Genomic DNA, 26,743 nt, shown 5'->3' with positions numbered 1-26,743 from the left:
AGTTAGAATAGAACTTTTCAGCTGTTCTAAATTCTCAAATTATTAAGCCCATCCACTCGCTCCGTTTTCTTTTAAGTACGCTATTTTATGTTTTCTCGTTAATTTTTTAAATGCATATTCTGCTTTTGTAGCGTCACTGCGGCTGCTGAATTTTTCAATATGAATCATTTTTGCAGGCAAGCGTGAAGGAAGTCTTGTATATTTTGCCCCCGTACCGCTGTTGTGTTCCTTTAAACGTCTTTCAGGGTCTGTTGTATAACCTCCGTAAAAAGTATCATCTTTACAGTAAAGAACATAAAAATAATGATCAGTTTCCATACAACATCGCCTTCATTTCTGGGAGATAGTTATTTTGTTCGTCATAAGTAAACAAAGGCGGTAAGACTCTAAATCCGTCCTTTTTACCTTGTTTGATTCCTTCAATCAATAAAGTGTTTGCTTCTTTACCAACCTTAGGATAAACAAAACGAACTTTTTTTGGTGCAATATTGGCTGATTCCATTGCCTGTAGAATATCTAAAAAACGATCTGGGCGATGAACCATTGCAAGACGACCATTTGTTTTTAAAAGCTTTGCTGAAACCTCGATCACTTCTGACAGTGTCGTATGAATCTCGTGACGGGCGATGGCTAAGTGAGGATTTGGATTTTTCTGACTGGTTGGCAGTTCTTTGAAGTAAGGTGGATTACATAAAACTAAATCAGCAGAATCTGGTTTAACAACAGTCGTAGCTTTTTTTAAATCTAATTCAACCATCTTTATTTGCTCATCTAACTGATTTAGTTTGATGCTTCTTTTCCCCATATCAGCTAGACGTTCTTGTAACTCGATTTGTGTGATTTTAGCTTTGGTTTTTCGGCTAGCAAATAAACCAACAGCTCCGTTTCCAGCACATAGATCAACGATCGTACCAGTTTTGGGAAATGCAGGGAAATTTGCTAATAAGACAGCATCTATTGAAAAAGAAAAAACTTCTTTGCTTTGAATGATTTGGATATCATCAGCAAATAACTGATCGATTCTCTCACCTGGTAGTAACATGTTCAACTCATTCCTTTACTTTTTTTCGTTTTAAATTCGTTTCACTAAATAATATTTTGTAGTGCCAATAAATGGCGTGTCAACAAGCTGTCCAAACACTTGATAACCGTATTTTTCATAGAAGTTTTTTGCTTGATAATCTTGCGTATTGATTGTTATAAGGCTAGAACCTGAATCGATAGCAAAAGTTTCTGCTTTTTTTAGGAGCTGCAGGCCATACCCTTTGCCACGATAATTTTTATTGATTGCCAACAAAGAAATATGGGTCGCGTTCATCCATTTATTCGCTGTAATACCGCCAATATAAAGCTCATTATCATATAAAGCTAAAGAGAAGGGAAGGTTTTTTTCGGCTGGAACATTTTTTTCTTCTTCTTGGTTTTCAGAAAGTAGTTTGATCAAATTGGTTTCATTTTCTTTTTGATTCAGTGATTTATAGTCAAGCATTAACGTAACCTCCCGTTTTCTTAAATTATATCGTAAAGCTCTTTGATGGAAGAGATGATATCCTTATATTATACTACAATTAAGATTAGAAGAAACGTGTGAAAAAGACTTGTCAAAAGCGTTAGTTTTCGGCATACTTATAGCTAGTGAAAAGAAAGGAAGAAAAACATGTTTTTTACATTTATGCGTGGAGTTGTCCGGGTTGTTTTATTTATTATCAACGGCAATGCACATTATGAAAAGAAAGACCGCATTCCTCAAAATGAAAATTATATTTTAGTTGCGCCTCATAGAACTTGGTGGGAGCCATTATATTTAGCTGTAGGTGGATCACCGAAAAAGTTTAGTTTTATGGCGAAAAAAGAATTATTTAAGAATCCTTTTCTAAGTTTTATTTTAAAACATGCAAATGCTTTTCCAGTTGATCGGGAAAAACCAGGTCCAAGTGCTATCAAGACACCAGTAAAAACACTAAAGAATACTGATTTAAGCTTGGTAATGTTTCCAAGTGGAACGCGTCATTCTTCAGAGTTAAAAGGCGGCGTGGCTTTGATTGCCAAAATGGCCAAAGTTAAAATCGTTCCAGCAGTTTACCAAGGACCGTTGACGCTGAAAGACTTATTTAAACGCCGTCGGGTGACTGTTCGTTTTGGTGAACCAATTGATGTGAGCGATATTCCGAAAATGGATAAAGAAGGAATTGCTGAGGTTGAACGCAGAATGCAGGCGACTTTTGACAGCTTAGATCAAGAAATCGATCCTAATTTTAAATATGAAGTGAAAGAATAGTAGCAGTATTTGCGATTCGATCCTTTAGGGCTTGGATATGACTCTAGGAGTTGTATTTCAGGCTTTTTTTTACTTTCAAAAATTTCTATACGTTTGAACCATATATTTCTCCGTAAATTTGGTATAATAGTAAGAAGGACTTTTTTAGGTGGTGGGAAAATGCGTTTTTTACATACAGCAGATTGGCATATTGGCAAAAAATTACATGGCTACGATTTATTAGAAGAGCAAGCAGATGCATTCCAGCAGATTCTAAAGATCGCTAAAGAGGAAAAGGTGGATGCAATAGTCGTTGCAGGTGATCTATATGATCGCTCAGTTCCTTCAGTTGAAGCAATCGAAGTCTTCAATCGAATGATCGTAGAAATGAATTTACAAGAAAAATTTCCCGTGTTGGCAATTTCCGGTAATCATGACAGTAGTACGCGTTTAGAAACGGGCGGGCCATGGTTTATTCAATCAGATTTCCATTTGAATACTCGGTTGGATCAGGCGTTTGAGCCGGTGGAGATGAAGAACACTCAATTTTTCCTATTGCCTTATTTTGAACCGATTTCTGCTCGATTATATTTTGATAATGAAGAAATTCGAACGATTGAACAAGCAATGAAAGAAGTCATTACAGAAATGGAAAAACAATTCAAACCAGATATGGCTCATGTTTTGGTCAGTCATTTTTTTGTAGCAGGTAGTGAAAAGTCTGATTCAGAAACAAAATTGATGGTTGGTGGTTTGGATACCGTACCGTTGTCGTTACTTGAATCATTTGACTATGTAGCTTTAGGGCATCTACATGGGAAAAATGCATTGCAAGCCGAAAATGCACGTTATAGTGGTTCACCCTTAAAGTTTTCATTATCAGAAATGAGTCAGAAAAAAGGGGTTTGGATCGTAGATACTGTGGTTGATAAAACGACATTTGAATTTAAAGAAATTACACCACTACGAGACCTGATACAACTCGAAGGAAGTTTTAAAGAATTGACCACTCAGGAATTTTATGAATCGATCGACCGCGAAAGCTATTTACATATCCAGTTAACAGATCGCGCTGTGATTCCTAATATGATGAATCAGTTACGCCAAATTTATCCACGAGTGATCGGTGTCGAACGATTATTTGGAAGAGAAGTAAAAGAAAAAAATAGAGCAGCAAAAAAAGAGATCAAAGCTTTGGCACCAACGGAATTAGTCAATCAGTTCTTTTCGGAAGTAACAGGAGAACAATTGACTCAACAACAACAAACTTGGATCAAAGACAACCTAGCAGCGCTTCATCAAGCAGAAAGAGGGAAATAAGTTGAAACCATTAACACTAACATTAAAAAACTTTGGACCTTACATTGCTGAAACGATTGACTTTAATAAGTTTGAGGACTCGTCACTATTTTTGATCAGTGGCAAGACAGGTTCCGGGAAAACCACTATTTTTGATGGAATGAGTTATGCTTTATTTGGTGAAAGCTCAGGAAAGTTACGACAAGGTAAAGAAATGCGATCAACATTTGCAGATCCATCGGAACCAACTGAGGTTCATTTAGCTTTTTCTCATGGCGACTATTTTTATGATATCACGAGAAAACCAGAACAAGAACTTTATAAAAAACGTGGTGATGGTACTCGTACTCAAAGTGCAAAGATCTCACTGATCGTCAAAGATTCTTCTGGAAAAGAGCTTAGAGAATACACGAAACGCCGAGAAGTAGATAGCTTTATTCAAGAACTGCTGCATTTAGATGCAACGCAATTTGCTCAGATTGTTCTCTTACCGCAAGGAGAATTTAGAACATTTTTAATTGCAAATAGTAATGATAAAGAAAAAGTGCTACGAAATTTGTTTGGCACACAATTGTATCAGACCTTAAATGAGCTGTTAAAATCTCAATTGAAGACCGTCAATCAAGGTATTGAAGCAACGCAGCAAACCATCCAAGCAAAATTAGATCAACTATATTGGCAAGAAAAATTACAAGAAGAGCTTTCTGTAGAGCAACAATTAGCTATGTTAGAGCAGCAACAAGAAGAGATGATCAAGCTACAAGCTACAGAAAAATCAGAGTTGTCTATTTTACAAAAACAAAAGCAGAAAAAAGAACAAGAAAAATTTGCTTTGGAAGAACTAGCAAATGAGTTTACAAAACAAACCCAGCTAAAAAAACAAAAAGAAGAATTAGACCAAGCGGCCGAGAAGATCGAAACATTACGATTTGAAGAACAACAACTGCAATGGGTGAAAAATCATCAAGGTTTGATTGAAAAAATCGATGACAAAGTCAATTTACTTATCACTAACGAGCAAGAGCTCAAAGCGAACCGAACAAAACAAATAACCCGGCAGCAACTAATCAAACGATGGGAAAGTGCACAAAAAGAAACTTTAGCTCAAGTTGCTGAAATAAATAAAATCAAAGAAAAAGTTACAACGTTACAATTCCAAATCCCGTTATATGAAGAGAAGGAAAAAGTATCGAACACGATCAAAAAAAATGCTATAGAGCTAGAGACATTAAAAACAAAGTTCACTGAAATAAAAGAAATACAAGTAAAAACTGAACAAGACTATCAAAAGGAACGCATTGTTATAGAAAGACAGGTTCAAATTGAAAAAGAACAGCTAGAATTAGAACGTCATCAAGCGCAATGGCAGACTTTTTTAGAAAATTGGGAAAAGCAACAACAACTTGAAGTGAAAAGAATTGCAATCAAGGAACAGTTGAAGGATAAGAGTGCACAACTAAAGCAAGCTATGATTGAGAAAGAGTCGATGTATCAACAAGTAGCCAAGCAAAAAAGCCAGTGGGCAAAAATGCAGATCAGCCGTTTGAGTTTGTTTTTAGTGGACGGCGAACCATGCCCAGTTTGCGGTTCAGTGGAGCATCCAAATCAAAACGAGCATCAAGAGTTTTCGTTAGAGGAAATTCAAGCAATCGAAAATCAACTCAATGACATTGAGAAAACAGCTCAAAAACAAGAAGCGATGGTTGCAAAATTAAAAGCGCAGGTTGCTCAAGTAAAACTTACTGAACAAGAACTACAAGAGGAATTAGACGGGCAAAATAACAAAGTTAGTTCATTAGTCAAACAATTACAAGAAAAACAAATTATCACGCTAAAAACGTCGTTAACCCCAGAAGCAATTGAACAAGTGACGGCTGATTTTCAAATTTGGACTGACAAAATTGAACTTGAATTAGAGCAAATCGAGATTGCTAAAGCTAAATGTATCGAACTAGAAAAGTCGGTTAAAGAGCAACAACTAAAAGTGCTTGAACACGAGACCGTCGTCACTGAAAAGCAGCAAGAACAATCAGCTAATCAAACAAAGCTAAAAACGATCTCAGAACAATTAAGTGATGAACATCTAACTTTAACTGAAATAATAACGAGCAAAAAACTACTAGAACAACAAATAATCCAATGGGAAACAGAAAAGCAAGAAATCGAAGAAAAACTTGCTGAGGTCAAAGAAAGCCAATTATTATTGAAAAATAGTGAAGCACATCTTGGAAAAGAACAAGCCGCAAATTTAGCAGAAAAAATAGCATTAGAACAAGAATTATCTACCGCTTTAAAAGAATCAAATTTTGAATTCAACGAGAAAATAGTCCGTCTTTTATTGAAAGAAGTGTCAAAATTAGAAGCAATCAAAGAAGAATTGACTGCTTTTGATAAGAAGAAAGATCAACTGACATTTCAATTAAACGAACTAGAACAAAAGCTGAAAAATAAGGAACAGCCGGAAACAACGAACCTAGTAGAGGACATTGCAGCATTGACAGTTTCGCTAGAAGCAAAAGAAGTGAATTACTATCAACAGCAAGAAAAAATTCAAGCCAATGAAAAAATTCAAAAACAAGTCAAAGAATTGATTGCTTCGGTTGAGCAACAGTGGGAAGAAGTGACTGCTTTACATCAATTGGCAACGACAGTCAACGGTGATAATCCAAGAAAAACGAGTTTGGAAAGATATGTCTTACAAACGTATTTAGAAGAGGTTCTAAAAGTGGCCAATCAACGTTTGGGTTTATTAACGAATAATCGTTATCAATTTGAATTGAATCAAGATTCCGGAAGTTATAAGAATCAAACGGGCCTTGAAATCAATGTATATGATGATAATGCTGGAAGTACTCGCAGTGCTCATACTTTATCCGGTGGTGAAAGCTTTATCGCAGCTTTAGCGTTGGCACTGTCATTGGCAGAAGTAATCCAAGAGCAAGCTGGCGGTGTTTTAATTGAAGCGTTGTTTATTGATGAAGGATTTGGTTCTTTAGATGAAGAAGCCTTGGAAATGGCGATGGAGGCATTGGAAACAATCGAAAATGAAGGAAGAATGATCGGTATTATTAGTCATGTAAGTGAATTAAAAGCACGAATTCCACAGCAATTACAAATCCAAACAAACGGAAATGGTCAAAGTCAAGTGACCTATCAAACAGCTTAACCGAGGAGGTGAGAACATGAAGTGGAGTATTCCAGAAAGAATCGTTGAACGTGGCAGGGAATATATGAAAGAAGGCAGAGTCTTGTCGGTCGTACAAGATCCTGACCAAAAAATTTGGCATGCAGAAGTTCTAGGAAATGAACTGTATCGTGTGCAATTAGATGGCACAGCCAAAGAAAATGATATTTGTGAATGTCCTTATTGGAAAGATCATGGTTATTGCAAGCATACTGTTGCAGTTGAACTATATCTACGTCACAAAGGAAGTTCTAGAATCATAAAAGCGGATCAACCAGTTACTTTTGAAAAACGATCTCTGTCTATTTCAGAAATGTTTACCAAAGGTTTTGCTAAGCTGAATCAGTCAGAAGAAAAAAGTAAAATCACACCGTTGACCGTTGAATATATTGTGGATGTGATTGAAACAAACAATTACTATCCAGAGTTAGCTGTTTTAGGTGTTTCGCTGCGACTTGGAAATCAAGGCGTCAAACCTAAAACCTATATCATTAAAAATATTGGTGAGTTTTTCCAGACATTCCAAAAAGAAGGTAGCTTTTTAATCAATAAGCAGCATCATTTTGATATAGTCAAAGAAGCTTTTTCAATTGAAAATCAAGAGTTGTTGGAGCAGTTGGCGGCAATTTATCAAACGAGTCAATTATTGGGTTCTAATGGTATTCAAGTCAAAGGGAAAATCGATAAACGGTATCTTGTTTTACCAATTGATCAAGGACAAAAATTACTTGAAAAAATGAGTCAAATCCCTCATTTTCAATTAAACGATGAGGAAACAAAATACCGTCGCCTTACATTCGTAAAAGGCGCTTTGCCAATTTATTTTGATCTAAGCAAACAACTAGACAGTACGTATAAGTTAGTAATAGATGATCAGATAACAACCTTTTTATCTCATTACCAATGGGGGTTTAGTAAAGATCAAGTCTATATTTTTACACAAGAACAAGAAGCAATCTATACGACCTTGTTACAATTGCTAAAAAGGATTGAAAAACCAGAGATCATCTATGAAAAACCTGAGTTATCAGATTTATTTGGTAGTGTTATACCTTTATTGGAAAAACTAGGGACAGTGACGGTTAGTGAAGATGTAGCTCAAGAAGTGATTTATCATCCGTTAGAGACAATCTTTATTTTTCGGAAAATCAAAGGAATGATCAAAGTTCGGGTGGACTTCACTTATGGAGAAGTTGTTTTTTCAACCGATAAGGAGCATTCAGTTGTTTCTGGAGCAAATCAAGAAGTAGTGCGTGATGGAAAACAAGAACAAAAAATCCTAGAACAATTAACGGCATTCGGCTATCAAAAAGTTGCGGAGGGGTATGAAAAAGTTTTACCAGCTGGTGAACGTCTATATTATTTCTTTAAAGCAGAAGTTCCGACTTTCCGTCATTTAGGTGAAGTTCGTATGGGGAAAAAATTACGTGAATTGTATTTAGATGCGGCTCATCATCAACCCTTGATCGAAGTTTCTGACTCTGATTCTTGGCTAGATGTGCGCTTTGATATAACTGGGATCGCAGAACAGGAAATTGATGCTGTTTTAGCCAGCTTATTACGAAATGATCGTTTTTATACTTTGGAGACTGGAGAAGTTTTATCTTTAGACTCAGAAGAGTTTCAACAGACAAGTGAAGTTTTGACGATGCTGAGAAATAATATGAAAAATGTTCAAGGAACGATTCAAGTACCGAGAAATCAAGGGTTGATGATCGAAAGTATGCTTGAAAATAATACTCGAGCTCATTTTTCAGATTCCTTTAGAGAAATGGTTTCAAATTTGACCCATCCAGAGGAATTTGAAGCGGTCCTACCTAAAAAAATCCAAGCAACGCTTAGAAATTATCAAATCGATGGGTTTAAATGGCTAAAAATGCTTAGTTATTATCAATTTGGTGGTATTTTAGCAGATGAAATGGGTCTTGGGAAAACCCTTCAAACAATTACCTATTTATTATCTGAAAAAGAAGAACAAAAACAAACAGGAGCAGCGTTGATCGTAGCGCCAGCTAGTTTGATTTATAACTGGGCAGCTGAGTTAAAGAAATTCGCTCCAGATTTACAAGCAGAAGTCGTTGCTGGAAATAAATCTGAACGTGAAAAACTAGCAAATCAGGCAGAATTAGATGTGTTGATCACCTCATATGCGAGTCTTAGACAAGATATTGACATGTATCAAGGATTGAATTTAGGTTATTTGATATTAGATGAAGCCCAAATGGTAAAAAATAGCGGAACAAAGACAGCTCAAGCGTTAAAAAGTTTGAAAGTTCCTCAACGTTTTGCTTTAAGTGGCACACCAATCGAAAATAATTTAGATGAATTATGGTCAATATTCCAAATGATCATACCAGGATTATTTCCTTCTAAGACCTTGTTTAGGTCGATGAAACCAGAAGAAATCGCTAAAATGATTCAGCCATTTATTCTAAGACGAGACAAGAAAACGGTGTTAGCAGACTTACCAGATAAGATCGAAAGTAATTTATACAGTGTTCTCACGGAAGAACAAAAGACGGTTTACTTAGCTTATCTAAAACAAATGCAAGAAGATGTTAGTCAAATGGATCAAGATGCTTTCAAGAAGAATCGCTTGAGCATTCTAGCAGGATTAACTCGTTTACGCCAAATTTGTTGTGATCCTAGTTTGTTCATTGATGATTATACCGGTGGTTCTGGAAAACTAGAACAAGTTAAAGATTTGTTGGTAGCTGCTAAAGAAAACAATCGACGTGTGTTGCTCTTTTCTCAGTTTACCAGTATGTTATCAATCATCGAAGAAGAACTGCATAAATTAGATTTATCAACATTCTACTTAAGAGGAAGTACGAAACCTAAAGAACGGATGGAAATGGCAGATGCTTTTAATGCTGGTGAGAAAGATGTCTTTTTGATTTCATTGAAAGCAGGAGGAACCGGCTTAAATTTAACTGGTGCTGATACTGTGATTCTTTACGATTTATGGTGGAATCCGGCTGTAGAAGAACAAGCTGCCGGACGTGCACATCGAATTGGTCAAAAGAATGTGGTAGAAGTTTGGAGAATGATTGCAGAAGGAACGGTTGAAGAAAAAATGAACTCGTTACAACAGGAAAAACGTGAACTATTCCAAAAAGTGATCCAAGGAAACGAAGAGCAATTAGCTAAAATGACAGAAGACGATATTCGAATGATTTTGAGTATTGGGGAATAAAAGAAAAATGCAGCATATGCTTAGAGAAAATCTAAGTGTATGCTGCATTTTTCTTTTATGAAAATAACGATTGAATCGTTGGAAATAACTCTTCAAAAGAAGTAACTTCTTTAATATGATAAGGTTCTTCATCAGCAGGCATATCTCTCAAACGATGATTGAACCATAACGATTTCCAGCCACCATTTTTAGCACCAGCGATATCATTTTCGAAGCTATCGCCTACATACAATGTGCGTTCACAGTCCATTCCGAACTCTTTTGCCGCAAGATCAAAAATTTCTCTTTCCGGTTTTTGGAAACCAGTACTTTGAGAAATAATAATATTGTCAGTAGGAACCCAATTTTCAAGTTGAAGTTGTTTTACTTTTTTAAATTGATGATCTGTAGGTCCATTTGTAATGATCCCCATGGGAATATTTTTTTCTTTTAAGAAATCAAATACTTTTTTTACTTCTGGATGCATGACGATATTATCCAGTTCATCTTCATACGTTTTTTGAAAAGTTAGACCATCCTCTTGTGAAACAGGTGGATAATTCAGGTCTGTTAATGACTCATTGATTCGGTAAAAGCGCATATATTCTAGTGTCCATTCGTTAGCCATGACCTTTGGGAAAGTTTCATCGCTATGGAAACGAAAACGAATATACAATGCATGCATGTCTTCATTTTTTACACATGGAAACACTGAGTTAATTGCGTTTCTAAAAGGTTGTTGCTGGTCATAAATCGTATCATCAACATCAAAAACAATAGTTTTCATTAAAAAAATTGCACCCCTTAATAATTTTCAGGAAATTTTTCAAAATCCTCTTTCATTGTAGCGAACTTTTTCACAAAAGAACAGAAAGAAAATTTTAATTTAGATTAGAATGCTGACAGGATAGGACTATTAATTGGGGATTGATTATAAGAAGGTGAGTGTTATATGGAAAATAAAAATTTTTTTGACATAAGGATAAAGCTCTATTCATCTGTGAAAGACTAAAGCTATTTTATTGATCAAAAAGCAAATAAAAAAACATGTTTGGCGAATTTATTCTTCAGAAAAGTAATATCGATAGTAAATTTTTGAAGTAGAAAAAAATTCCTACATTTAGTATAATAAAAAACAGAAACACCGATCAGGCCTATCTTCCCCAAGACATAAGCTACTCATCGGTGTTTTTTATGATGTACATGTATACGTATAATTTACCAAATTGCTTACGTATTATCAAGTGATTGACATAACAGTATATAGAGGTTTTCAAAATGTCTAAAAAACTGGAGAGAATGTCTTTCCTCCAGTTTGGATTTTCAATAAATGTGATGACTTGTCTATCTGAGATTATCTTTTTTCGTATCCCCAATAACGAAAGTTGCACCAAAAATAATAGATAATACTGACCAAATATATAGATCTCCATATCCACCAGCCAGTAAGAAAGCAATGATTCCCCCTACAATATAAAATCCAGCAGCGACAAACCCACGATTACCTGAAGAATTTCGAGTTGCAATAGCAACAATTCCTGCTACTAACAAACAGATGGCTAAAAGTATACCGGCACTTCCGCCAGCTTCGCCATTGTTATTTACACTGTTTGCTATGCCTGCGACACAAGATTGAAATAAAACTAATAATGATAAAATAATACTTATAATGCCAATAACTAATTTAGCTGTTTTCACTTAAACACTCCTTATAATAATAAATAGTAGCTATGTTTTGAGCACATAGACTTATCTATAATATAGTTTAAATAACAATTTTTAAACTTAAAAATGGCGTTAGTAGTGACTTCTTTTTCTTGTCTGTTTTTTTGAATTAAATACGATTATTTGTTTAATGACTAGAATAGATTGGATGAAGATACATCACAGCTATTTTTAAGTATTTAAGAGTTTTCAAACTTTGCATACTGCTCTTTCTTTGCGTATAATAGTCATAGTGTCAGAAGAAAGGGGAGTTTATGTTAAAACGATTTTTTAGTTATTATCGACCATATAAGCACTTATTTATTTTAGATTTTGGTTGTGCTGTTCTAGCTGGTTTGCTGGAATTGTCATTTCCAGTTGTTGTGAATCAAGTCATCGATAAAATCATGCCAAAGGGAAATTTCCGATTGATTGGATTAGCCTGTGCCGGTTTGCTTTTATTTTATATACTTAATACTTTTTTACAGTATATCGTGGTATTTTTTGGTCATAAATTAGGTGTCAATATTGAAACGGATATGCGCCGAGAATTATATGAACACTTACAAACGCAACCGTTTGAATATTATGATAATCAAAAGACTGGGAAACTGATGAGTCGATTGACGACAGATTTGTTTGAAATATCTGAAGTTGCCCACCATGGGCCAGAAGATGTATTTATTACAATCATGACCTTAGTTGGATCATTTTACTTGATGCTTCAAATCCATGTGCAACTGGCTTTAGCGACATTTATCGTGTTGCCATTTATCACGGTGGCCTTAATTTTCTTCAATAAGAAGATGACAAAAGTTAATACAAAAATTTACGATAACCTTGGAGACTTTAATGCAGGGGTGGAAGCGTCTGTCAGTGGGATTCGTGTGACTCAGTCGTTTGCTAATGAGCCATTTGAACGTAAGCGTTTTGAAGGATTGAATCAAGCCTACCGCCAATCCAAAATAACTTTTTATAAAGTAATGGGAATCAGCTCTGCATATAATTACTTTTTAATTCGTTTGATCAATTTGTTCGCATTGATTTTTGGGGCATATTATACGATTAAAGGTGAGATTACAGATGGCCAGTTCGTTGGATTTATTCTTTTATCGAACGTTTTTGTCCGTCCAATCGAAAAAGTGAATAATATGATTGAAAGTTATCCAAAAGGAATTGCCGGATTTAAACGATTTACAGAAGAGATTGATAAGAAGCCTGCGATTCAAGATAAACCTGATGCAATAACGGTGAATCATTTGCATGGTGACATTATCTATGAGGATGTTTCATTTTCTTATGCTGATTCTACGAAAGTATTAAATCACATTGATTTGCAGATCGTACCAGGTGAAACGGTCGCTTTCGTAGGTCAAAGTGGTTCAGGTAAAACAACTCTATGTAATTTATTACCGCGTTTTTATGAAGTAACAGAAGGACGAATTACCATTGATGGAATCAATATTCAAGACATGACACTAGCTTCATTGAGAAGTCAAATTGGGATTGTCCAACAAGATGTTTTCTTATTTCCTGGTACGATTCGGGAAAATATTGCTTATGGAAAACTCGATGCAACAGAAGAAGAAATCCAAAAAGCAGTTCAACTAGCTCATTTAGAAAAAGTAGTCGATCAAATGTCAGATGGCTTAGATACAATGATCGGTGAGCGAGGGGTAAAACTTTCTGGTGGTCAAAAACAGCGAGTAGCAATTGCTCGTATGTTCCTAAAAAATCCGCCAATCTTAATTTTAGATGAAGCGACTTCTGCTTTAGATACGGAGACGGAACAAGTGATTCAAGAATCACTAAATTCTCTAGCAAAAGGTAGAACAACCTTAATCATTGCTCACCGTTTGGCAACAATCAAACATGCGACAAGAATCATTGTAGTCAGCGATAAAGGGATATTAGAAGAAGGAACACATGTAGAGTTACTAGCAAAAGGCGGACATTATCGACGCTTGCATGATGCACAATTTAGAGACTAAAAAAACAAGCTGATTTTTTCAGCTTGTTTTTTTGCTAATTTCTTTTACGAGGTTTTCTTCCTAGGCCAATAGCATTTTTCATTCGTTGTAATGTTTTATTAGCGACTAAACGAGCTTGCTCGGCGCCTCTATCAAGGATATCATCTAATTCATCAGAAACGAGTAATGCATGATAACGTTCTTGAATCGGAGCAAGTAAATCAACGACTGCCTCACCTAAATCTGTTTTAAATTCACCGTAACCTTTTCCTTCATAAGCCGCAGCTATTTCATCAATAGGTCGACCGGTGGCTGCAGAGAAAATACTTAGTAAATTTGAGATGCCAGGTTTGTTTTCAGGATCATATTCAATAATGCCTGTTGAATCAGTTACAGCTGATTTGATTTTCTTGCGGATGACAGTAGCTTCATCCAACATAGAAATAAACCCTTTAGCATTTGAATCGGATTTACTCATTTTGCTAGTTGGATCTTGTAAGCTCATCACACGTCCGCCTTGTTCGGCGATTTTTACTTCTGGAAGAACCAGAATTTCTTGATTTGCTTGTCCGTAACGTTTATTAAATCGTTCTACAAAATCTCGTGTCAGTTCTAAATGTTGTTTTTGATCGTCACCGACAGGAACCAGGTTTGCGTTGTATAAAACAATATCTCCGACCATTAAAGGTGGGTAAGTTAATAGCCCAGCGCTAACTCCTGTGCGTCCATTCTTCTGTGATTTATCTTTGAATTGAGTCATACGTTCTAATTCGCCGATCGTTGTATTGCATTGAATGATCCAAGCAGCCTCAGCGTGAGCCGATACCTCTGATTGGATGAAAATCGTTGCTTTTTCAGGATCAAGTCCTACTGCTAAATAAAGTGCAGCTAAGCTACGAGTTTGTTGACGTAGTTTCAACGGATCTTGAGGAACTGTAATAGCGTGTTCATCAACTATACAAAAATAACAGTTATAGTGATTTTGTAATTCAATAAATTGTTTCATTGCACCAATATAATTTCCGATTGTGGGAATTCCACTAGGTTGGATGCCTGAAAAAATAGTTTCCATAAAGTAACCACCTTAATCAATTAATAAAAAGTCATGTTACCATTATACAGCTAAAAAGAAAAAAAAACAGGATTACTGGAAAAAAATAAAATGTCAGAATTTTTAGACTAGTACAGTTGTAGCAGATTATTGAAGCTGTATTAGTTTTTAAGTTTTTGAAAACGTTATAATTTTATGTTGAAAAAAACAGTGCTTTATTTTAATATTTAAAAAAAACACGTAAAATAACGAAAAATTATGTTTTTTCTTGGAAAAAGAGCTAGTATTTTTATTAGAAATTGGGTATACTTACATTAAATAGGAAAACAGTTAGATTTCCTGTTTCAAAAAAGTGATGAGAATCACAAAAAGGAGTGATGCACATGTTGACACTTTATACTTCCCCAAGTTGTACGTCTTGCCGTAAGGCTCGTGCATGGTTGCAAGAACACGAGATTCCATTCAAGGAAAGAAATATCTTCTCAGAACCATTGAATATTTCTGAATTGAAAGCAATTTTGCGAATGACAGAAGACGGAACAGAGGAGATTATCTCTACTCGTTCTAAGGTTTTCCAAAAACTCAATATGGATTTGGATGAACTTCCGTTGCAAGATTTGCTAGAGTTAGTAAAAGAGAATCCTGGATTGTTGCGTCGGCCAATAATGATTGATGAAAAAAGATTACAGGTTGGTTTTAATGAGGATGAAATTCGACGTTTCTTGCCAAGAGGAGTTAGGCAGTTGGAATTACGTCAAGCGCAATTGATGGCAGGTTTATAAAATGTAAAAGGAGAACCTTTGTCCTTGTGGCAAGGGTTTTCTTTTGCAATTAATCTCTACATAGCAATACATGAGTTATCATTTTTTTTATAAATACTTATAAAAAAAATACATATAGGTATATAGAACAAGAGTTAAGGATTATACTAAGACAACAGTTTATTTAGGAATATTGTTACTTTTCCCTTTACATTTGGCGTGATTCCGCTACAATGTACGTAAGAATAAGTTTCCTGATTAGCAAAAGTGAGGTGTAGCGACATGGAAATGGAACATATCAATGAAAATACCATACGTGTGTTGATTGGTAATGAGGATCTGGCTGACAGAGGAATCACTTTTTTAGATTTACTTGGCAACCACAAGGAAGTAGAGAATTTTTTCTATAGTATTTTAGAAGAAGTTGATGTGGAAGATGAATTTCAAGGTAGTGAAGCTGTTACCTTTCAGGTTCTGCCGAAAAGTGATGGATTGGAACTATTTATTAGTAAGAATGCATCTATCGATGAAGTATCTAATTTTGAAGGGTTTAATGATCTAAATCCGGAAGAGGTTAGTAATATAATTCGTAAACAAATCGAAGAAGACTTTGCGGATGAAACACAGGAATTTACTGATGATACAGTAAAGAATTTAGTGTTTGAACTAAATGATTTTGATACAATGGTTCAGCTAGCAAATGAAGTATTTTTGCAGTCTGTGATAGCAAATTTATATACATTTAAAGGAACATATTATCTCCAAGTCATATTCTTGTTGGATGAGTTAGGGAAAAACGATGTAGAGAATGAATTAGCTCAGTTATTGGAATTTGCTAATTTATCTGCAGTTACACCTGAGACACTGAATGAATATGGAACATGTATCATGGAACGAAATGCGTTAGAATTAACAAGATATTATTTTGAATAAACGAAAGAAGCTGAAACAGAGCATAATTGCTTTGTTTCAGCTTTTTTAATGATTCATCCTATTTCTTGCGTATTTCATTATGAGGTGAGTTATATGTTGAATGCATATTCAAAAGATAAAGAAGTTGTAACACTGTTGAATTTGTCTCGAGAAGAAATCGAGCAACTTAAAGGAAGCATGTATTATTGCCCTGTTTGCAATCAGCCTGTTCGAATAAAGAACGGTAAAGTTAAATTACCGCATTTTTCTCATTATAATAATAGTGACTGCAGTATTTATTCTGAAGGGGAGACAATCGAGCATCTGGCTCTTAAAGAAGTTTTTGCAAAATGGTGTGAAAAGGAATCTATTCCTTATGAATTAGAAAAATATTTACCAGCATTAAATCAGCGCCCAGATCTTTTGATAGGCAATATTGCTCTAGAGATTCAGTGTAGTTCATTAAGTACACAGCGATTGGTTGAACGAACCCAAAGATATCAAAAACATGGGTTTATTCCAATTTGGATTTGTGGAAAAAAACTATTTTCTAACCACTTAGTCTTAAGCGAGTTAGTTAAAAATTTGTGTTATTTTTCAGATAGTTTAGGTTTTTATTTGTGGACAGCAGACTGGGAAATGAAAGAATTGACTTTGCATTTTCATATTGAAGAGGATTGGAAAAAAAGAGTGTATTCTTCAACCAAAGTTTGGTCCTTTTACGATGGTTTTTTATCGGAAATTTTTAAATTTCCGAATAAATCTAAAATATATATTAAAAGAAAATTCAAAATTGGAGAACTAGTACAAGGGTATTATATTGAGTTGAACAGAAAATTATATAGGAGGGATGAGAAGATAAGAATCGTTCAAACTGAATTATATAACAATCGATTTCATCTTCTTCAATTGCCAAATTGGTTCTATTATCCTGGTCTCCATATTTTTTGTTGTAGAGGTTCTGACCTGCTATTAAAAGTAAGAGTTTGGAGATGGGTACAGTTTTTTGACCAGAATGTTTTTGAGCAATCAGAATTGATTCAAGTTCTAAAAACAGAGTTGGAAAAATCCATTGCGTTGTTATACGAGTTGCCTAATATTCCATTTGAAACAATTCAAGCCTATTGTTTGAATCAACTGCTGATGTACTTGATTGATTGTAAACATTTAATTCGAGTTAAAACAGGCTGGAAAATTGAAGCCGGAAGTTCTGATCAAAAGATAGACGATGTGAAAGAGTGGTTGAAAAGAATTGAAAATAAATGTCTAATAACTGCTACTCCTTTTAAAAATGTGATAAGATAAATCTATATAAGAATAATTCAAAAAAGGGGCCGATGTAATGAGTGAAGCAAAGCAATTACCAGAACGTTCAAGTTTACCAATAGAGAAGACTTGGGACTTGACCAAAATTTTTAAAGATGATCAAGCTTTTGATGAGGCAATTCAAGCCTTATCTAATGAGTTAAAAGAAGTTGAGCATTTCAAGGGCACACTAGATAAAGGTAGCGATACATTTTTAAGCAGCATTGAAATGCTATTAAGCATTTATCGTAAAATCGAAGTGATTTATGTCTATTCTCATCTAAAAAATGATCAAGATACGACGAATACAACCTACCAAGCATTATATGCTAGAGCAAGTTCTTTATTAGCACAAGCAAGCGAAGCAGTAGCTTGGTTTGAACCAGAAGTACTATCATTAAGTGATGACAAGATTTGGGGCTATTTCGAAGAGAATCCAAAATTAGATATATATAGACATTTTATTGAAAATATCTTGAGCGATCGTCCGCACATTCTATCAGCCGATCAAGAAGCATTGTTGGCTGGTGCTGGAGAAATTTTTGAAGCATCGAGCAATACGTTTTCTATTTTGAATAATGCGGATCTGAAATTTCCAGTAATCGAAAACGAAGATGGTGAAAAGATCCAATTGACTCATGGTGTTTATGGTCAATTAATGGAAAATGTACACAGAAGTGTTCGTGAAGAAGCGTTTAAAGGCTTGTATACGGTTTATGATCAATTTAAAAATACTTTTGCTCAGACGCTTAGTTCACATGTTAAAGCACATAATTATAAAGCCAAAGTTCGTAACTATTCTTCGGCTAGAGAAGCAGCTTTGAGTAACAATCATATTCCAGAAAGTGTTTATGATACATTGATCGATGTTGTAAATCAAAAGTTGCCGTTGCTTCATCGTTATGTATCGCTGCGTAAACGTTTGTTAAAATTAGATGAACTACATATGTATGATATGTATACACCAATTTTAGGAGAGGCTTCAATCAAATATACTTATGAAGAAGCCAAAGAAAAAGCAATCACTGCCTTAAATCCAATGGGAGAAGAATATTTAAATGTTGTGAAAACAGCGTTCAATGATCGCTGGATCGATGTGATCGAAAATCAAGGAAAACGTAGTGGGGCCTATTCATCTGGCGCCTATGATACTGTACCTTATATCTTAATGAATTGGCATGACAGTTTAGATCAATTGTACACATTAGTACATGAAATGGGGCATAGCGTTCATAGTTATTTTACCCGTAACAATCAGCCGTATGTTTATGGAGATTATTCAATTTTCTTAGCTGAAATAGCTTCAACAACGAATGAAAATCTTTTAACAGAATATTTATTGGAAACAGAGACAGACCCTAGAATTCGTGCATATGTATTGAATCATTATTTAGATGGTTTTAAAGGAACGATTTTCCGTCAAACACAATTTGCTGAATTTGAACATTTTATTCATACTGAAGATGCTAAAGGCACCCCATTAACTAGTGAGTATTTAGGTGATTATTATGGAGAATTAAATCAGAAGTATTATGGTCCAGAAGTGATGAAAGATCCAGAAATTTCATTAGAATGGTCACGGATTCCTCATTTTTACTACAATTATTATGTTTATCAGTATGCTACAGGTTTTTCAGCTGCATCTGCATTGGCGAATAAAATATTAGCAAATGAGCCGCATGCTTTGGAAAATTATTTGACTTATTTGAAGTCAGGTAGTAGTGATTACCCGATCCAAGTAATGAAAAAAGCTGGAGTAGATATGACAAAACCACAATATATTGAAGATGCTATGAAAGTCTTTGAATCAAGACTAGGTGAATTAGAAGAACTTGTGGCAACCTTAGAACAATAAAAAATAGAAAAAGTAACCCCTTCGTAATCAAACCGAAGGGGTTACTTTTTAATCATTCTCTTTATCATTGAAAATTAAAGCAAATGCAAATGTCCATGTGGAACTCGAGGTTCATTGTAATGATTCAATTCAAATTTTTCATGAAAATACTGTAGATTATCTTCAGATGTTTCACAAAGTTTTTTGATCTCATCCATTGACTCGCAGTCTTCTACTAGAACACCAAAATCACGATCACATGTATAGTTATAAACTACGGCAGATGGGTGTTTTACGATTCCCATTTCACGAGCAATTTGTTGATCTGTTTGAAAAGACTCTTTTACAAAGTTAGACTTTCGATCGGCTTTGAACATATCCAAGTCACCACCAGCTTCTACTACAAGTTTTTCGGCTAGTTCTGTGGAGTAGGGAATGTTCTCTACTGCCACAGCTTGTTGTAAGCCAAGGAGTAAATGGCGGCCTTTTTTCTTTCCTTGTAGTTGTGCAGCTTTATAATCTAATGCAGCTGAATAAATATCTTCAAACAATTGATTACGTTGCTCAATATCATGTGTTGGAATATCAAACAACTTTATAAGATGATTTATGGTCCGCATATTAACTAGCGGAATGAAACGAAATTGAATTTTTTTATTTTCAGTTTCAACCAATTTTAAAATATCCTTTTCTACGTTGAGACAAATGCCCCCCAAAGGATTAACGAACAGATAGATTTCAATCATTCATACTTCCTCCAATTTGACCCTTTTGCGACTAGACATCATTTCTCAACTAAGTGTCCCTAATTTATCAGAAAATCTGGGAAAAATGAAATGATATGTTTTTACTATAATAACTTCTTAATCTTTCTCTTTTGAGCTTTGCATCATGCGTTGGATTTTGTTTGGTGACGGGGATTCTTTGATATTCAAAGTATTCAATAAGGCAAGAAAATCTTTCTTTCCGTTAACGACGTCATCTACTTCTAACTCCAATTCAAAATCATGTTGCTCATTGTACCAACTTTCATCTAGCGCGAGTAAACCTTGGGGAAGTTTTATTTCTGCTCGTTTAGTTGTTAAGTTGCCGATTAAACGTAAATCGTTTTTGTCGATTCCTAAAATAGTCAACTTGTTGTATACATTTCCAGAACCTGGAAGTGTAGTCGATTCAACGATCTGCCGAGCTTCCTCAATAGAAAGCGCATCGCTGATTTCAAGCAAGCCGACTTTTTCAGGGATTTTCAAAGTGATTTCTGCATTATTTGATAGTATACGAACTCTTAAACCGATATGTTTTTCTTTTAACTGAAAATCGGCTGAATCAAAATAATAATTGCTTTGCGTAAAAAATTGCTCTTCTTTTAGTTGAAAGTAGTCAACGGTGTGTGAAAACTCTTCAATAGATAATAATGTTTTAAATTCTATTTCTAAATTCTCGCTCACTAGTTTTTGACCTACCTTCTTTAATTTAATTCAATTTTTGCATACTTTACCTGTTTACGTCAAGAAAAGTGAACTAGAAGTTAAAAAATTCGCTATTGTTGAAAAATTTTATACAATTTCTCAAATTACCCTATTTTTCTCGGCTCTATGGTAAAATAAGCTGTGAATCAAATTCAGAGAAATAGAGGGATGAGGATGGAGAAAGAGTGGGAGCTTTTTCTGGCACCGTATGAACAGGCTGTTGGAGAAATGAAAGTTAAGCTGCGCGGAATCCGCAAGCAGTTTCGAGAACAAAATAAACATACACCTATTGAGTTTGTAACAGGTCGAGTAAAACCTGTAGATAGTATTTTAACAAAAGCGGCATTACGTAATATCCCTGTTAATCGTTTAGAAGAAGAAATGCAAGATATTGCCGGTCTTCGAATCATGTGCCAGTTTGTTGAAGATATTCGGCAAGTGGTGGATATCATCCGCAATCGAAAAGATTTGAAAATCATTCAAGAACGAGATTATATTACAAATAAAAAAGAGAGCGGTTATCGTTCGTATCATTTGGTGATAGAATATCCTGTCCAATTGATCACAGGTGAAAAAAATATTTTAGCTGAAATCCAAATACGTACATTAGCAATGAATTTTTGGGCCACGATCGAACATTCATTAAACTATAAATATCAAGGTGCTTTTCCAGAAGAAATGAAAGAGCGATTGCAACGTGCAGCTGAAGCAGCTTACCAATTAGATGAAGAAATGTCCACGATTCGAGAAGAAATTCAAGAAGCGCAACATCTATTTTCACATGGACGAGGAAAATCCAAAGATAATTATTATCAAAAATTCAATGATAATAAAGAGAAGTTAGATCAAGAATAGGAGGAGGAAAATGAAAGTAGCCATCGTTCATAATCATGAACACAAATCAAATGAAGTTACCCGTCATTTACTCCTGCTTTTAAAAAAGAATAAAATCGAAATTGATGACCATCAACCAGACCTAGTGATTTCTGTTGGAGGAGATGGGACATTACTATCAGCATTTCATCGTTTTAGTCATCGACTGGATGAAGTCAGTTTTTTAGGCGTCCATACGGGGCATTTAGGATTTTATACAGATTGGCGAGATTATGAGTTAGAAGAATTAGTTCAAAGCTTGTTAGTTCATCAAGAGCAAAGTATCAGTTATCCTTTGTTGGATGTGAAAATTAGTTTTCATGGTAATAAACCAGATAAGCATTTTTTAGCATTGAATGAATCAACAATCAAGCGTGCAAATCGTACGATGGTCGCAGATGTCTTTATCAAAGATGAGTTATTTGAGCGATTTCGTGGAGATGGTTTATCTGTATCAACGCCAACGGGATCGACAGCTTACAATAAAAGTATTGGTGGTGCGGTCTTGCATCCAAGCATCAATGCGTTTCAACTTGCTGAAATTGCTTCATTGAATAATCGGGTTTTTCGAACATTAGGTTCTCCGATCGTGATTGCTCATACTGAATGGGTTCAAATCAAGTTGCAGGAAAGTAATGATTATTTGATTACAGTTGATCAACTGGACATCTATCAAGACGATATCAAATCGATTTATTATCGAATTGCAGATGAACGTATTCATTTCGCATCATACCGACATATGCATTTTTGGCATCGAGTTAAAGATGCCTTTATTAGTGAGGATTAATAAATTAATGGAATTTAATTGGACAGTAGAAAAAAAAGAACCGCAGCAAGTTAAATATTTTTTAAAAGAGCAAGGGATTTCTAAAGGTCTGTTAGCTAAAATCAAGTTTCAAGGTGGTAAAATCGAGGTCAATCATTCTGTTGAAAATGTATTATTCAAGTTATCTTTAGGTGACGAAGTGACAATCACGATCCCTGATGAAAAAGAACATGAGACGTTACTCGTGGATGATGTACCGATTGATATTGTTTTTGAAGACGAACATTATTTAATCGTGAATAAACCAGCAGGGGTTGCATCAATTCCTGCTCAGTACCATCCAAATGGTACTATGGCTAATCGAGTGAAGGCATATTTTAAGAAGCAACAGTATAAAAATCAGGTGATCCATGTAGTAACTCGATTAGATCGTGATACAACAGGCTTGATGTTATTTGCCAAACACGGTTTTGCCCATGCTATGTTGGATCAGGAATTACGGAAAAAAGAAGTCATCAAAATTTATCAGGCTTTGGTTGGAGGTACAGTATCTGAATTAAAAGAGCATACAACAATCAAGCTTCCGATTGGCCGTGATCTATCTTCTATATTAAAGAGAACTATAGTCGAAACAGGCCAACAGGCTGAAACAGAGTATTGGCTGACGAAACGTAAGGGTGATGAAGCGCTAGTAAACATTCAGCTACATACAGGGAGAACACATCAAATCAGAGTTCACTTTGAAGCGATTGGGTGTCCATTGTTAGGCGATGACATGTATGGTGGTAAAATGAATAGTGGTATTGCTCGACAGGCGTTACATTGTTGTCAATTGAGCTTTGTCCATCCGTTTACAAAAAAACGCTTAAATCTAACTTCTCCTTTAGCAGAAGATATGAAACAAATTGTAGATCAACTATAGAGTGAAAGGAGAGGTTAAGGTGAATGAAGGACAAGAAATGGAAGAGCATTTCTCATTGTTGTTAGAAAAACTGAAAGAGCAGCAAATGGCTGAATTTCGCGAGTTATTTTTAACACTTCATATTTATGAGCAAGGACAATTTTATCAATCAATCGATGAAGCAGATAGAAAACAAATTTATAGTTATTTGTCACCAAAAGAGTTGGCAGATATGTTTGATGTTATCGAAGAAGATAACGAAAACATGAAGGATTATATTGCGGAAATGCGTCCAAGTTACGCTGCAGAAATGTTGTCAGAAATGTATACAGATAACGCAGTTGACTTATTGAATATGTTGGATAAAAGTCAAAAGGCAAAATATCTGAGCTTGATGAGTACAGAAGATGCTGGTGAAATCAAAGAATTACTGCACTACGAAGATGATACAGCAGGATCGATCATGACAACAGAATTCGTTTCGATCGTTGCAAATCAAACTGTTCGTTCTGCCATGTATGTGTTGAAAAATCAGGCAGATGTAGCTGAAACGATTTATTATGTTTATGTGGTAGATCAGGAAAACCATTTGGTAGGAGTTATTTCATTACGTGATTTGATTGTTAATGATGACGATACAATGATCTCGGATGTATTAAGTGAGCGGGTCATCTCAGTTCATGTGGGCGATGACCAAGAAGATGTTGCACAAACAATTCGTGATTACGATTTTCTAGCATTACCAGTCACAGATTATGATGACCACCTTTTAGGAATCGTTACGGTTGATGATATTATCGATGTTATTGATGATGAAGCAGCTAGTGATTACTCTGGTTTAGCTGGGGTAAATGTTGAAGAAGTCAGTGAAAATCCAATCAAAGCTGCGTCGAAACGTCTGCCTTGGTTAATTACGTTATTGTTTTTAGGAATGTCTACAGCAACTTTAATCAGCCATTATGAAGAATTAGTTAGTGAAGCAAGTATTTTAGCTGTGTTCATTTCATTGATTACAGGGACTGCTGGAAATGCCGGTACGCAATCATTGGCGGTTGCAGTCAGACGTCTGGCCTTATCAGATGAAAAAGATAATAATTTTGGTCGTTTGATTCTTAGTGAGGTCTTAACCGGGCTTGTAACGGGTGCTGTGACAGGTGTGGCGATTTTCATCGTCGTTGGCATCTGGCAACATAATTTTCCGTTAGGCTTTGTGATTGGGATGGCGATGCTTTGTGCGATCACTGTAGCGAACCTGGCAGGTAGTTTGATTCCGATGCTGATGGACAAATTAGGATTTGATCCAGCAGTTGCTAGTGGACCGTTTATTACGACATTGAGTGATTTAACTAGTGTCTTGATTTATTTTAATATTGCTAGTTTATTTATGCAGTATTTTGTTTGATAAAGAAAGTTACCCCCAGTCGGAAGATATGGGGGCTTTTTTGACTATAAAAAAAGAGATAACCAGATCGAATCACTTCGAGTTTGATTATTCCCTTTATCAAGTTATTATCCTACTATTTTTGTGCCGTGAACTTCATTAACGTTTAAAGTACTTATAACTGTTTCAACATTCTTATCTGAAATACCGCCACCAGGTAAAATAATAATCCGATCATTAGCATAAGCGATCAATTCATTTAAATGGTCAAAATTGTCTTCAATAGCTGTTCCAGAAGGTCCCCCATGCGTTAAAATCCGATGTACATCATGTTCTGCTAGCCAGTCAATCGCTTTAAATTGATTTTCTTTACTTAACACATCAAAAGCCATGTGGAAAGTGATTTGCAAACCTTCAGCAGTATCGATCAATAACTCAAGTGCTTCTTCGTCTAACCAATTATCCTTTGTCAGACAACCTAAAACAACACCATCTGTGCCGATTTTTTTAGCTTCAATAAGATCTGTATGCATGATCTTAAGTTCGATATCATTATAAATAAAATCTCCGCCTCGAGGTCTGATGATCGTCATTACTGGAATTGACTTTTCTCCAGCGTATGAAACTACTTCTTCAATAACACCTGTACTAGGGGTTGTACCACCGACAGCGAGATTATCACATAATTCGATACGTCCAGCACCATTTCGGATGGCAGTTGGGATATTTGTGAAATTTTCAGCACAAAATTCTTTGATCATTCGTTTCACTCCTTGTTTTTTCTTCACAGGCATTGTACCATAATTCTAGCTGTTGCCAAAGTCTTCTTCTCGTTGTAAGATAAAAAGCGATAGTTTCGCGGCTTGATTCAGAATTTATAGTGAATAGGAAGTAACCTTATGTTGAAAAAAATTGATTCAGCACGTAATTTTTTAGAAACACATCAAGAACAATTGCTTTGCCCAGTATGTAAAAAGTCATTGCAGTTAAAAGACTATAGTTTGATTTGTGAAGAGAACCATCAATTTGACCTATCAAAAAAAGGAACCATCTATTTTCTTTCTCATAGCATTCAAACAGAATATAATAAAAAAATGCTACTACACAGAGGCAGATTGATTCAAAGTGGGATGTACAAGCCTTTATTGGAAAAAATCATTGCTTCGATGGATTTAAATGGGGAAACATTAGATGTTGGATGTGGTGAGGGCAGTTTTTTATCTGAATTGTCTAAACTAGGACTAACAGGTTCAAGGTTTGGTTTTGATATTTCAAAGGATGGGATTTATTTAGCTAGTAATCAACCAATCGATGCTTTTTGGTGTGTGGCGGATTTAACGAACCTACCATTTGCAAATCAATCGATGGATACGATTTTGAATATTTTCTCTCCATCTCACTATCAAGAATTTCAGCGAGTCTTAAAAAAAGATGGGACCGTCATCAAAGTAATTCCTGAAGCGGAGTACTTGAAAGAGTTACGAGCAGCGTTTTATCCTGAAGATGAGACTAAACAAACGTACTCAAATGAAAAAGTTTTAGCAAAATTTTCTAAAGAGATGGATGTTTTAATTAATGAACAAATAACATTTACTTTTTCTGTTCCTGAAGAATATCGTTTAGATCTGTTAGAAATGTCTCCACTTGAGTGGGGGGTAGCAGAAAAGGTAAAAGAAGCAATTAAAAAAAATCCATTATCGGAAATCACAATTGACGTTCGCATGTTAAAAGGAAAAGTGAAATAGCGCTTACAATCGGTAAATTTGCTAAAAGGTATTGCAAAGCTCTGGTAATGGTGTTATATTACATACAAGTTGTTTTTTCATTGGTTTTTATCAGGTTCCTGTTCTGATAAAAGTTAGTGAAAAGAGCTTCACTAACGTAGCGACTCGCAGTGA

General features: G+C 35.2%; 23 protein-coding genes. 14 read left to right on the top strand and 9 right to left on the bottom strand.

Annotated features, from left to right (window positions below):
* Positions 1-42 precede the first annotated feature (42 nt).
* From I583_RS09475 to I583_RS09465, 3 genes are read right to left on the bottom strand one after another with little or no spacing between them, the layout of a single operon-like run.
* On the bottom strand, positions 43-318 hold the full coding sequence (locus I583_RS09475) for a GIY-YIG nuclease family protein (protein ID WP_010760707.1): 276 nt from the start codon (positions 316-318) through the stop codon (positions 43-45).
* Positions 308-1,042: a tRNA1(Val) (adenine(37)-N6)-methyltransferase gene (locus I583_RS09470; RefSeq protein WP_010760708.1), complete on the bottom strand. Its 735-nt coding sequence runs from the start codon at positions 1,040-1,042 to the stop codon at positions 308-310. Before I583_RS09470 ends, I583_RS09475 begins: the two co-directional genes overlap by 11 nt.
* 30 nt (positions 1,043-1,072) lie before the next feature.
* Complete coding sequence (locus tag I583_RS09465) at positions 1,073-1,489, bottom strand: GNAT family N-acetyltransferase (protein WP_010760709.1); 417 nt, start codon at positions 1,487-1,489, stop codon at positions 1,073-1,075.
* Positions 1,490-1,657: 168 nt separating this feature from the next.
* Between I583_RS09465 and I583_RS09460 the strand changes: the two genes are divergently transcribed.
* The 4 genes from I583_RS09460 to I583_RS09445 all read left to right on the top strand — a co-directional run bounded on the left by I583_RS09460 (position 1,658) and on the right by I583_RS09445 (position 9,936).
* Positions 1,658-2,278, top strand: coding sequence for a lysophospholipid acyltransferase family protein (locus I583_RS09460; RefSeq protein WP_010760710.1), 621 nt, complete (start codon positions 1,658-1,660; stop codon positions 2,276-2,278).
* A gap of 159 nt (positions 2,279-2,437) precedes the next feature.
* A complete protein-coding gene (locus tag I583_RS09455) occupies positions 2,438-3,577 on the top strand; it encodes an exonuclease SbcCD subunit D (RefSeq protein WP_010760711.1) in 1,140 nt (379 codons plus the stop codon).
* A gap of 1 nt (position 3,578) precedes the next feature.
* The gene (locus I583_RS09450) at positions 3,579-6,722 is read left to right on the top strand and encodes an AAA family ATPase (protein WP_010760712.1); all 3,144 of its coding nucleotides are present in this window, start codon (positions 3,579-3,581) and stop codon (positions 6,720-6,722) included.
* 16 nt (positions 6,723-6,738) lie between these two features.
* On the top strand, positions 6,739-9,936 hold the full coding sequence (locus tag I583_RS09445) for a DEAD/DEAH box helicase (RefSeq protein ID WP_010760713.1): 3,198 nt from the start codon (positions 6,739-6,741) through the stop codon (positions 9,934-9,936).
* A 55-nt stretch (positions 9,937-9,991) separates the two neighbouring features.
* Here I583_RS09445 and I583_RS09440 read toward each other — a convergent pair whose 3' ends face one another.
* The gene (locus tag I583_RS09440; RefSeq protein WP_010760714.1) at positions 9,992-10,702 is read right to left on the bottom strand and encodes an HAD family hydrolase; all 711 of its coding nucleotides are present in this window, start codon (positions 10,700-10,702) and stop codon (positions 9,992-9,994) included.
* A 557-nt stretch (positions 10,703-11,259) separates the two neighbouring features.
* Positions 11,260-11,613: a hypothetical protein gene (locus I583_RS09435; protein ID WP_010760715.1), complete on the bottom strand. Its 354-nt coding sequence runs from the start codon at positions 11,611-11,613 to the stop codon at positions 11,260-11,262.
* A 281-nt stretch (positions 11,614-11,894) separates the two neighbouring features.
* On the opposite strand from I583_RS09435, the gene I583_RS09430 reads away from it, so the two are divergent.
* A complete protein-coding gene (locus I583_RS09430; protein ID WP_010760716.1) occupies positions 11,895-13,610 on the top strand; it encodes an ABC transporter ATP-binding protein in 1,716 nt (571 codons plus the stop codon).
* A gap of 34 nt (positions 13,611-13,644) precedes the next feature.
* Here I583_RS09430 and trpS read toward each other — a convergent pair whose 3' ends face one another.
* Complete coding sequence (trpS, locus tag I583_RS09425; protein ID WP_010760717.1) at positions 13,645-14,661, bottom strand: tryptophan--tRNA ligase; 1,017 nt, start codon at positions 14,659-14,661, stop codon at positions 13,645-13,647.
* 362 nt (positions 14,662-15,023) lie between these two features.
* On the opposite strand from trpS, the gene spxA reads away from it, so the two are divergent.
* From spxA to pepF, 4 genes are all read left to right on the top strand, one after another.
* Positions 15,024-15,422 carry a transcriptional regulator SpxA gene (spxA, locus tag I583_RS09420; RefSeq protein WP_010760718.1) on the top strand — a complete coding sequence of 133 codons (399 nt, stop codon included), beginning with the start codon at positions 15,024-15,026 and terminating at the stop codon, positions 15,420-15,422.
* Between the two features lie 261 nt (positions 15,423-15,683).
* A complete protein-coding gene (locus tag I583_RS09415; protein WP_010760719.1) occupies positions 15,684-16,334 on the top strand; it encodes an adaptor protein MecA in 651 nt (216 codons plus the stop codon).
* Between the two features lie 93 nt (positions 16,335-16,427).
* A complete protein-coding gene (locus I583_RS09410) occupies positions 16,428-17,618 on the top strand; it encodes a competence protein CoiA (RefSeq protein WP_010760720.1) in 1,191 nt (396 codons plus the stop codon).
* 37 nt (positions 17,619-17,655) lie between these two features.
* Positions 17,656-19,473: an oligoendopeptidase F gene (pepF, locus tag I583_RS09405; protein ID WP_010760721.1), complete on the top strand. Its 1,818-nt coding sequence runs from the start codon at positions 17,656-17,658 to the stop codon at positions 19,471-19,473.
* A 74-nt stretch (positions 19,474-19,547) separates the two neighbouring features.
* On the opposite strand, the gene I583_RS09400 is transcribed toward pepF, so the two are convergent.
* Positions 19,548-20,198, bottom strand: a complete 651-nt coding sequence (locus I583_RS09400) for a DsbA family protein (RefSeq protein WP_010760722.1) — start codon at positions 20,196-20,198, stop codon at positions 19,548-19,550.
* Between the two features lie 117 nt (positions 20,199-20,315).
* Entirely contained in the window at positions 20,316-20,900 is a 585-nt protein-coding gene (locus I583_RS09395) for a CYTH domain-containing protein (RefSeq protein ID WP_010760723.1), read from the bottom strand.
* A gap of 195 nt (positions 20,901-21,095) precedes the next feature.
* Here I583_RS09395 and yjbM point away from each other — a divergent pair, with 195 nt between their 5' ends.
* From yjbM to mgtE, 4 genes are read left to right on the top strand one after another with little or no spacing between them, the layout of a single operon-like run.
* Positions 21,096-21,776, top strand: coding sequence for a GTP diphosphokinase (gene yjbM / locus I583_RS09390; protein ID WP_010760724.1), 681 nt, complete (start codon positions 21,096-21,098; stop codon positions 21,774-21,776).
* A gap of 10 nt (positions 21,777-21,786) precedes the next feature.
* Entirely contained in the window at positions 21,787-22,584 is a 798-nt protein-coding gene (locus I583_RS09385; protein WP_010760725.1) for an NAD kinase, read from the top strand.
* Positions 22,585-22,591: 7 nt separating this feature from the next.
* Entirely contained in the window at positions 22,592-23,485 is an 894-nt protein-coding gene (locus I583_RS09380; RefSeq protein WP_010760726.1) for an RluA family pseudouridine synthase, read from the top strand.
* 19 nt (positions 23,486-23,504) lie between these two features.
* The gene (mgtE, locus tag I583_RS09375) at positions 23,505-24,866 is read left to right on the top strand and encodes a magnesium transporter (RefSeq protein ID WP_010760727.1); all 1,362 of its coding nucleotides are present in this window, start codon (positions 23,505-23,507) and stop codon (positions 24,864-24,866) included.
* 107 nt (positions 24,867-24,973) lie between these two features.
* Here mgtE and I583_RS09370 read toward each other — a convergent pair whose 3' ends face one another.
* A complete protein-coding gene (locus tag I583_RS09370) occupies positions 24,974-25,606 on the bottom strand; it encodes a copper homeostasis protein CutC (RefSeq protein ID WP_010760728.1) in 633 nt (210 codons plus the stop codon).
* A 138-nt stretch (positions 25,607-25,744) separates the two neighbouring features.
* Between I583_RS09370 and I583_RS09365 the strand changes: the two genes are divergently transcribed.
* Positions 25,745-26,590, top strand: coding sequence for a methyltransferase domain-containing protein (locus I583_RS09365; RefSeq protein ID WP_010760729.1), 846 nt, complete (start codon positions 25,745-25,747; stop codon positions 26,588-26,590).
* Positions 26,591-26,743 lie beyond the last annotated feature (153 nt).

It is taken from the genome of Enterococcus haemoperoxidus ATCC BAA-382 (assembly GCF_000407165.1).
Classification (GTDB): domain Bacteria; phylum Bacillota; class Bacilli; order Lactobacillales; family Enterococcaceae; genus Enterococcus_L; species Enterococcus_L haemoperoxidus.
This window is presented reverse-complemented; position numbering and strand designations above follow the sequence as displayed.

Bases quoted from the DNA above. Each gene is read 5' to 3' on its own strand.
- I583_RS09475 (WP_010760707.1), bottom strand. From the start codon at position 318: ATGGAAACTGATCATTATTTTTATGTTCTTTACTGTAAAGATGATACT.
- I583_RS09470 (WP_010760708.1), bottom strand. From the start codon at position 1,042: ATGTTACTACCAGGTGAGAGAATCGATCAGTTATTTGCTGATGATATC.
- I583_RS09465 (WP_010760709.1), bottom strand. From the start codon at position 1,489: ATGCTTGACTATAAATCACTGAATCAAAAAGAAAATGAAACCAATTTG.
- I583_RS09460 (WP_010760710.1), top strand. From the start codon at position 1,658: ATGTTTTTTACATTTATGCGTGGAGTTGTCCGGGTTGTTTTATTTATT.
- I583_RS09455 (WP_010760711.1), top strand. From the start codon at position 2,438: ATGCGTTTTTTACATACAGCAGATTGGCATATTGGCAAAAAATTACAT.
- I583_RS09445 (WP_010760713.1), top strand. From the start codon at position 6,739: ATGAAGTGGAGTATTCCAGAAAGAATCGTTGAACGTGGCAGGGAATAT.
- I583_RS09440 (WP_010760714.1), bottom strand. From the start codon at position 10,702: ATGAAAACTATTGTTTTTGATGTTGATGATACGATTTATGACCAGCAA.
- I583_RS09430 (WP_010760716.1), top strand. From the start codon at position 11,895: ATGTTAAAACGATTTTTTAGTTATTATCGACCATATAAGCACTTATTT.
- trpS (WP_010760717.1), bottom strand. From the start codon at position 14,661: ATGGAAACTATTTTTTCAGGCATCCAACCTAGTGGAATTCCCACAATC.
- spxA (WP_010760718.1), top strand. From the start codon at position 15,024: ATGTTGACACTTTATACTTCCCCAAGTTGTACGTCTTGCCGTAAGGCT.
- I583_RS09415 (WP_010760719.1), top strand. From the start codon at position 15,684: ATGGAAATGGAACATATCAATGAAAATACCATACGTGTGTTGATTGGT.
- I583_RS09410 (WP_010760720.1), top strand. From the start codon at position 16,428: ATGTTGAATGCATATTCAAAAGATAAAGAAGTTGTAACACTGTTGAAT.
- pepF (WP_010760721.1), top strand. From the start codon at position 17,656: ATGAGTGAAGCAAAGCAATTACCAGAACGTTCAAGTTTACCAATAGAG.
- I583_RS09400 (WP_010760722.1), bottom strand. From the start codon at position 20,198: ATGATTGAAATCTATCTGTTCGTTAATCCTTTGGGGGGCATTTGTCTC.
- yjbM (WP_010760724.1), top strand. From the start codon at position 21,096: ATGGAGAAAGAGTGGGAGCTTTTTCTGGCACCGTATGAACAGGCTGTT.
- I583_RS09385 (WP_010760725.1), top strand. From the start codon at position 21,787: ATGAAAGTAGCCATCGTTCATAATCATGAACACAAATCAAATGAAGTT.
- I583_RS09380 (WP_010760726.1), top strand. From the start codon at position 22,592: ATGGAATTTAATTGGACAGTAGAAAAAAAAGAACCGCAGCAAGTTAAA.
- I583_RS09370 (WP_010760728.1), bottom strand. From the start codon at position 25,606: ATGATCAAAGAATTTTGTGCTGAAAATTTCACAAATATCCCAACTGCC.
- I583_RS09365 (WP_010760729.1), top strand. From the start codon at position 25,745: ATGTTGAAAAAAATTGATTCAGCACGTAATTTTTTAGAAACACATCAA.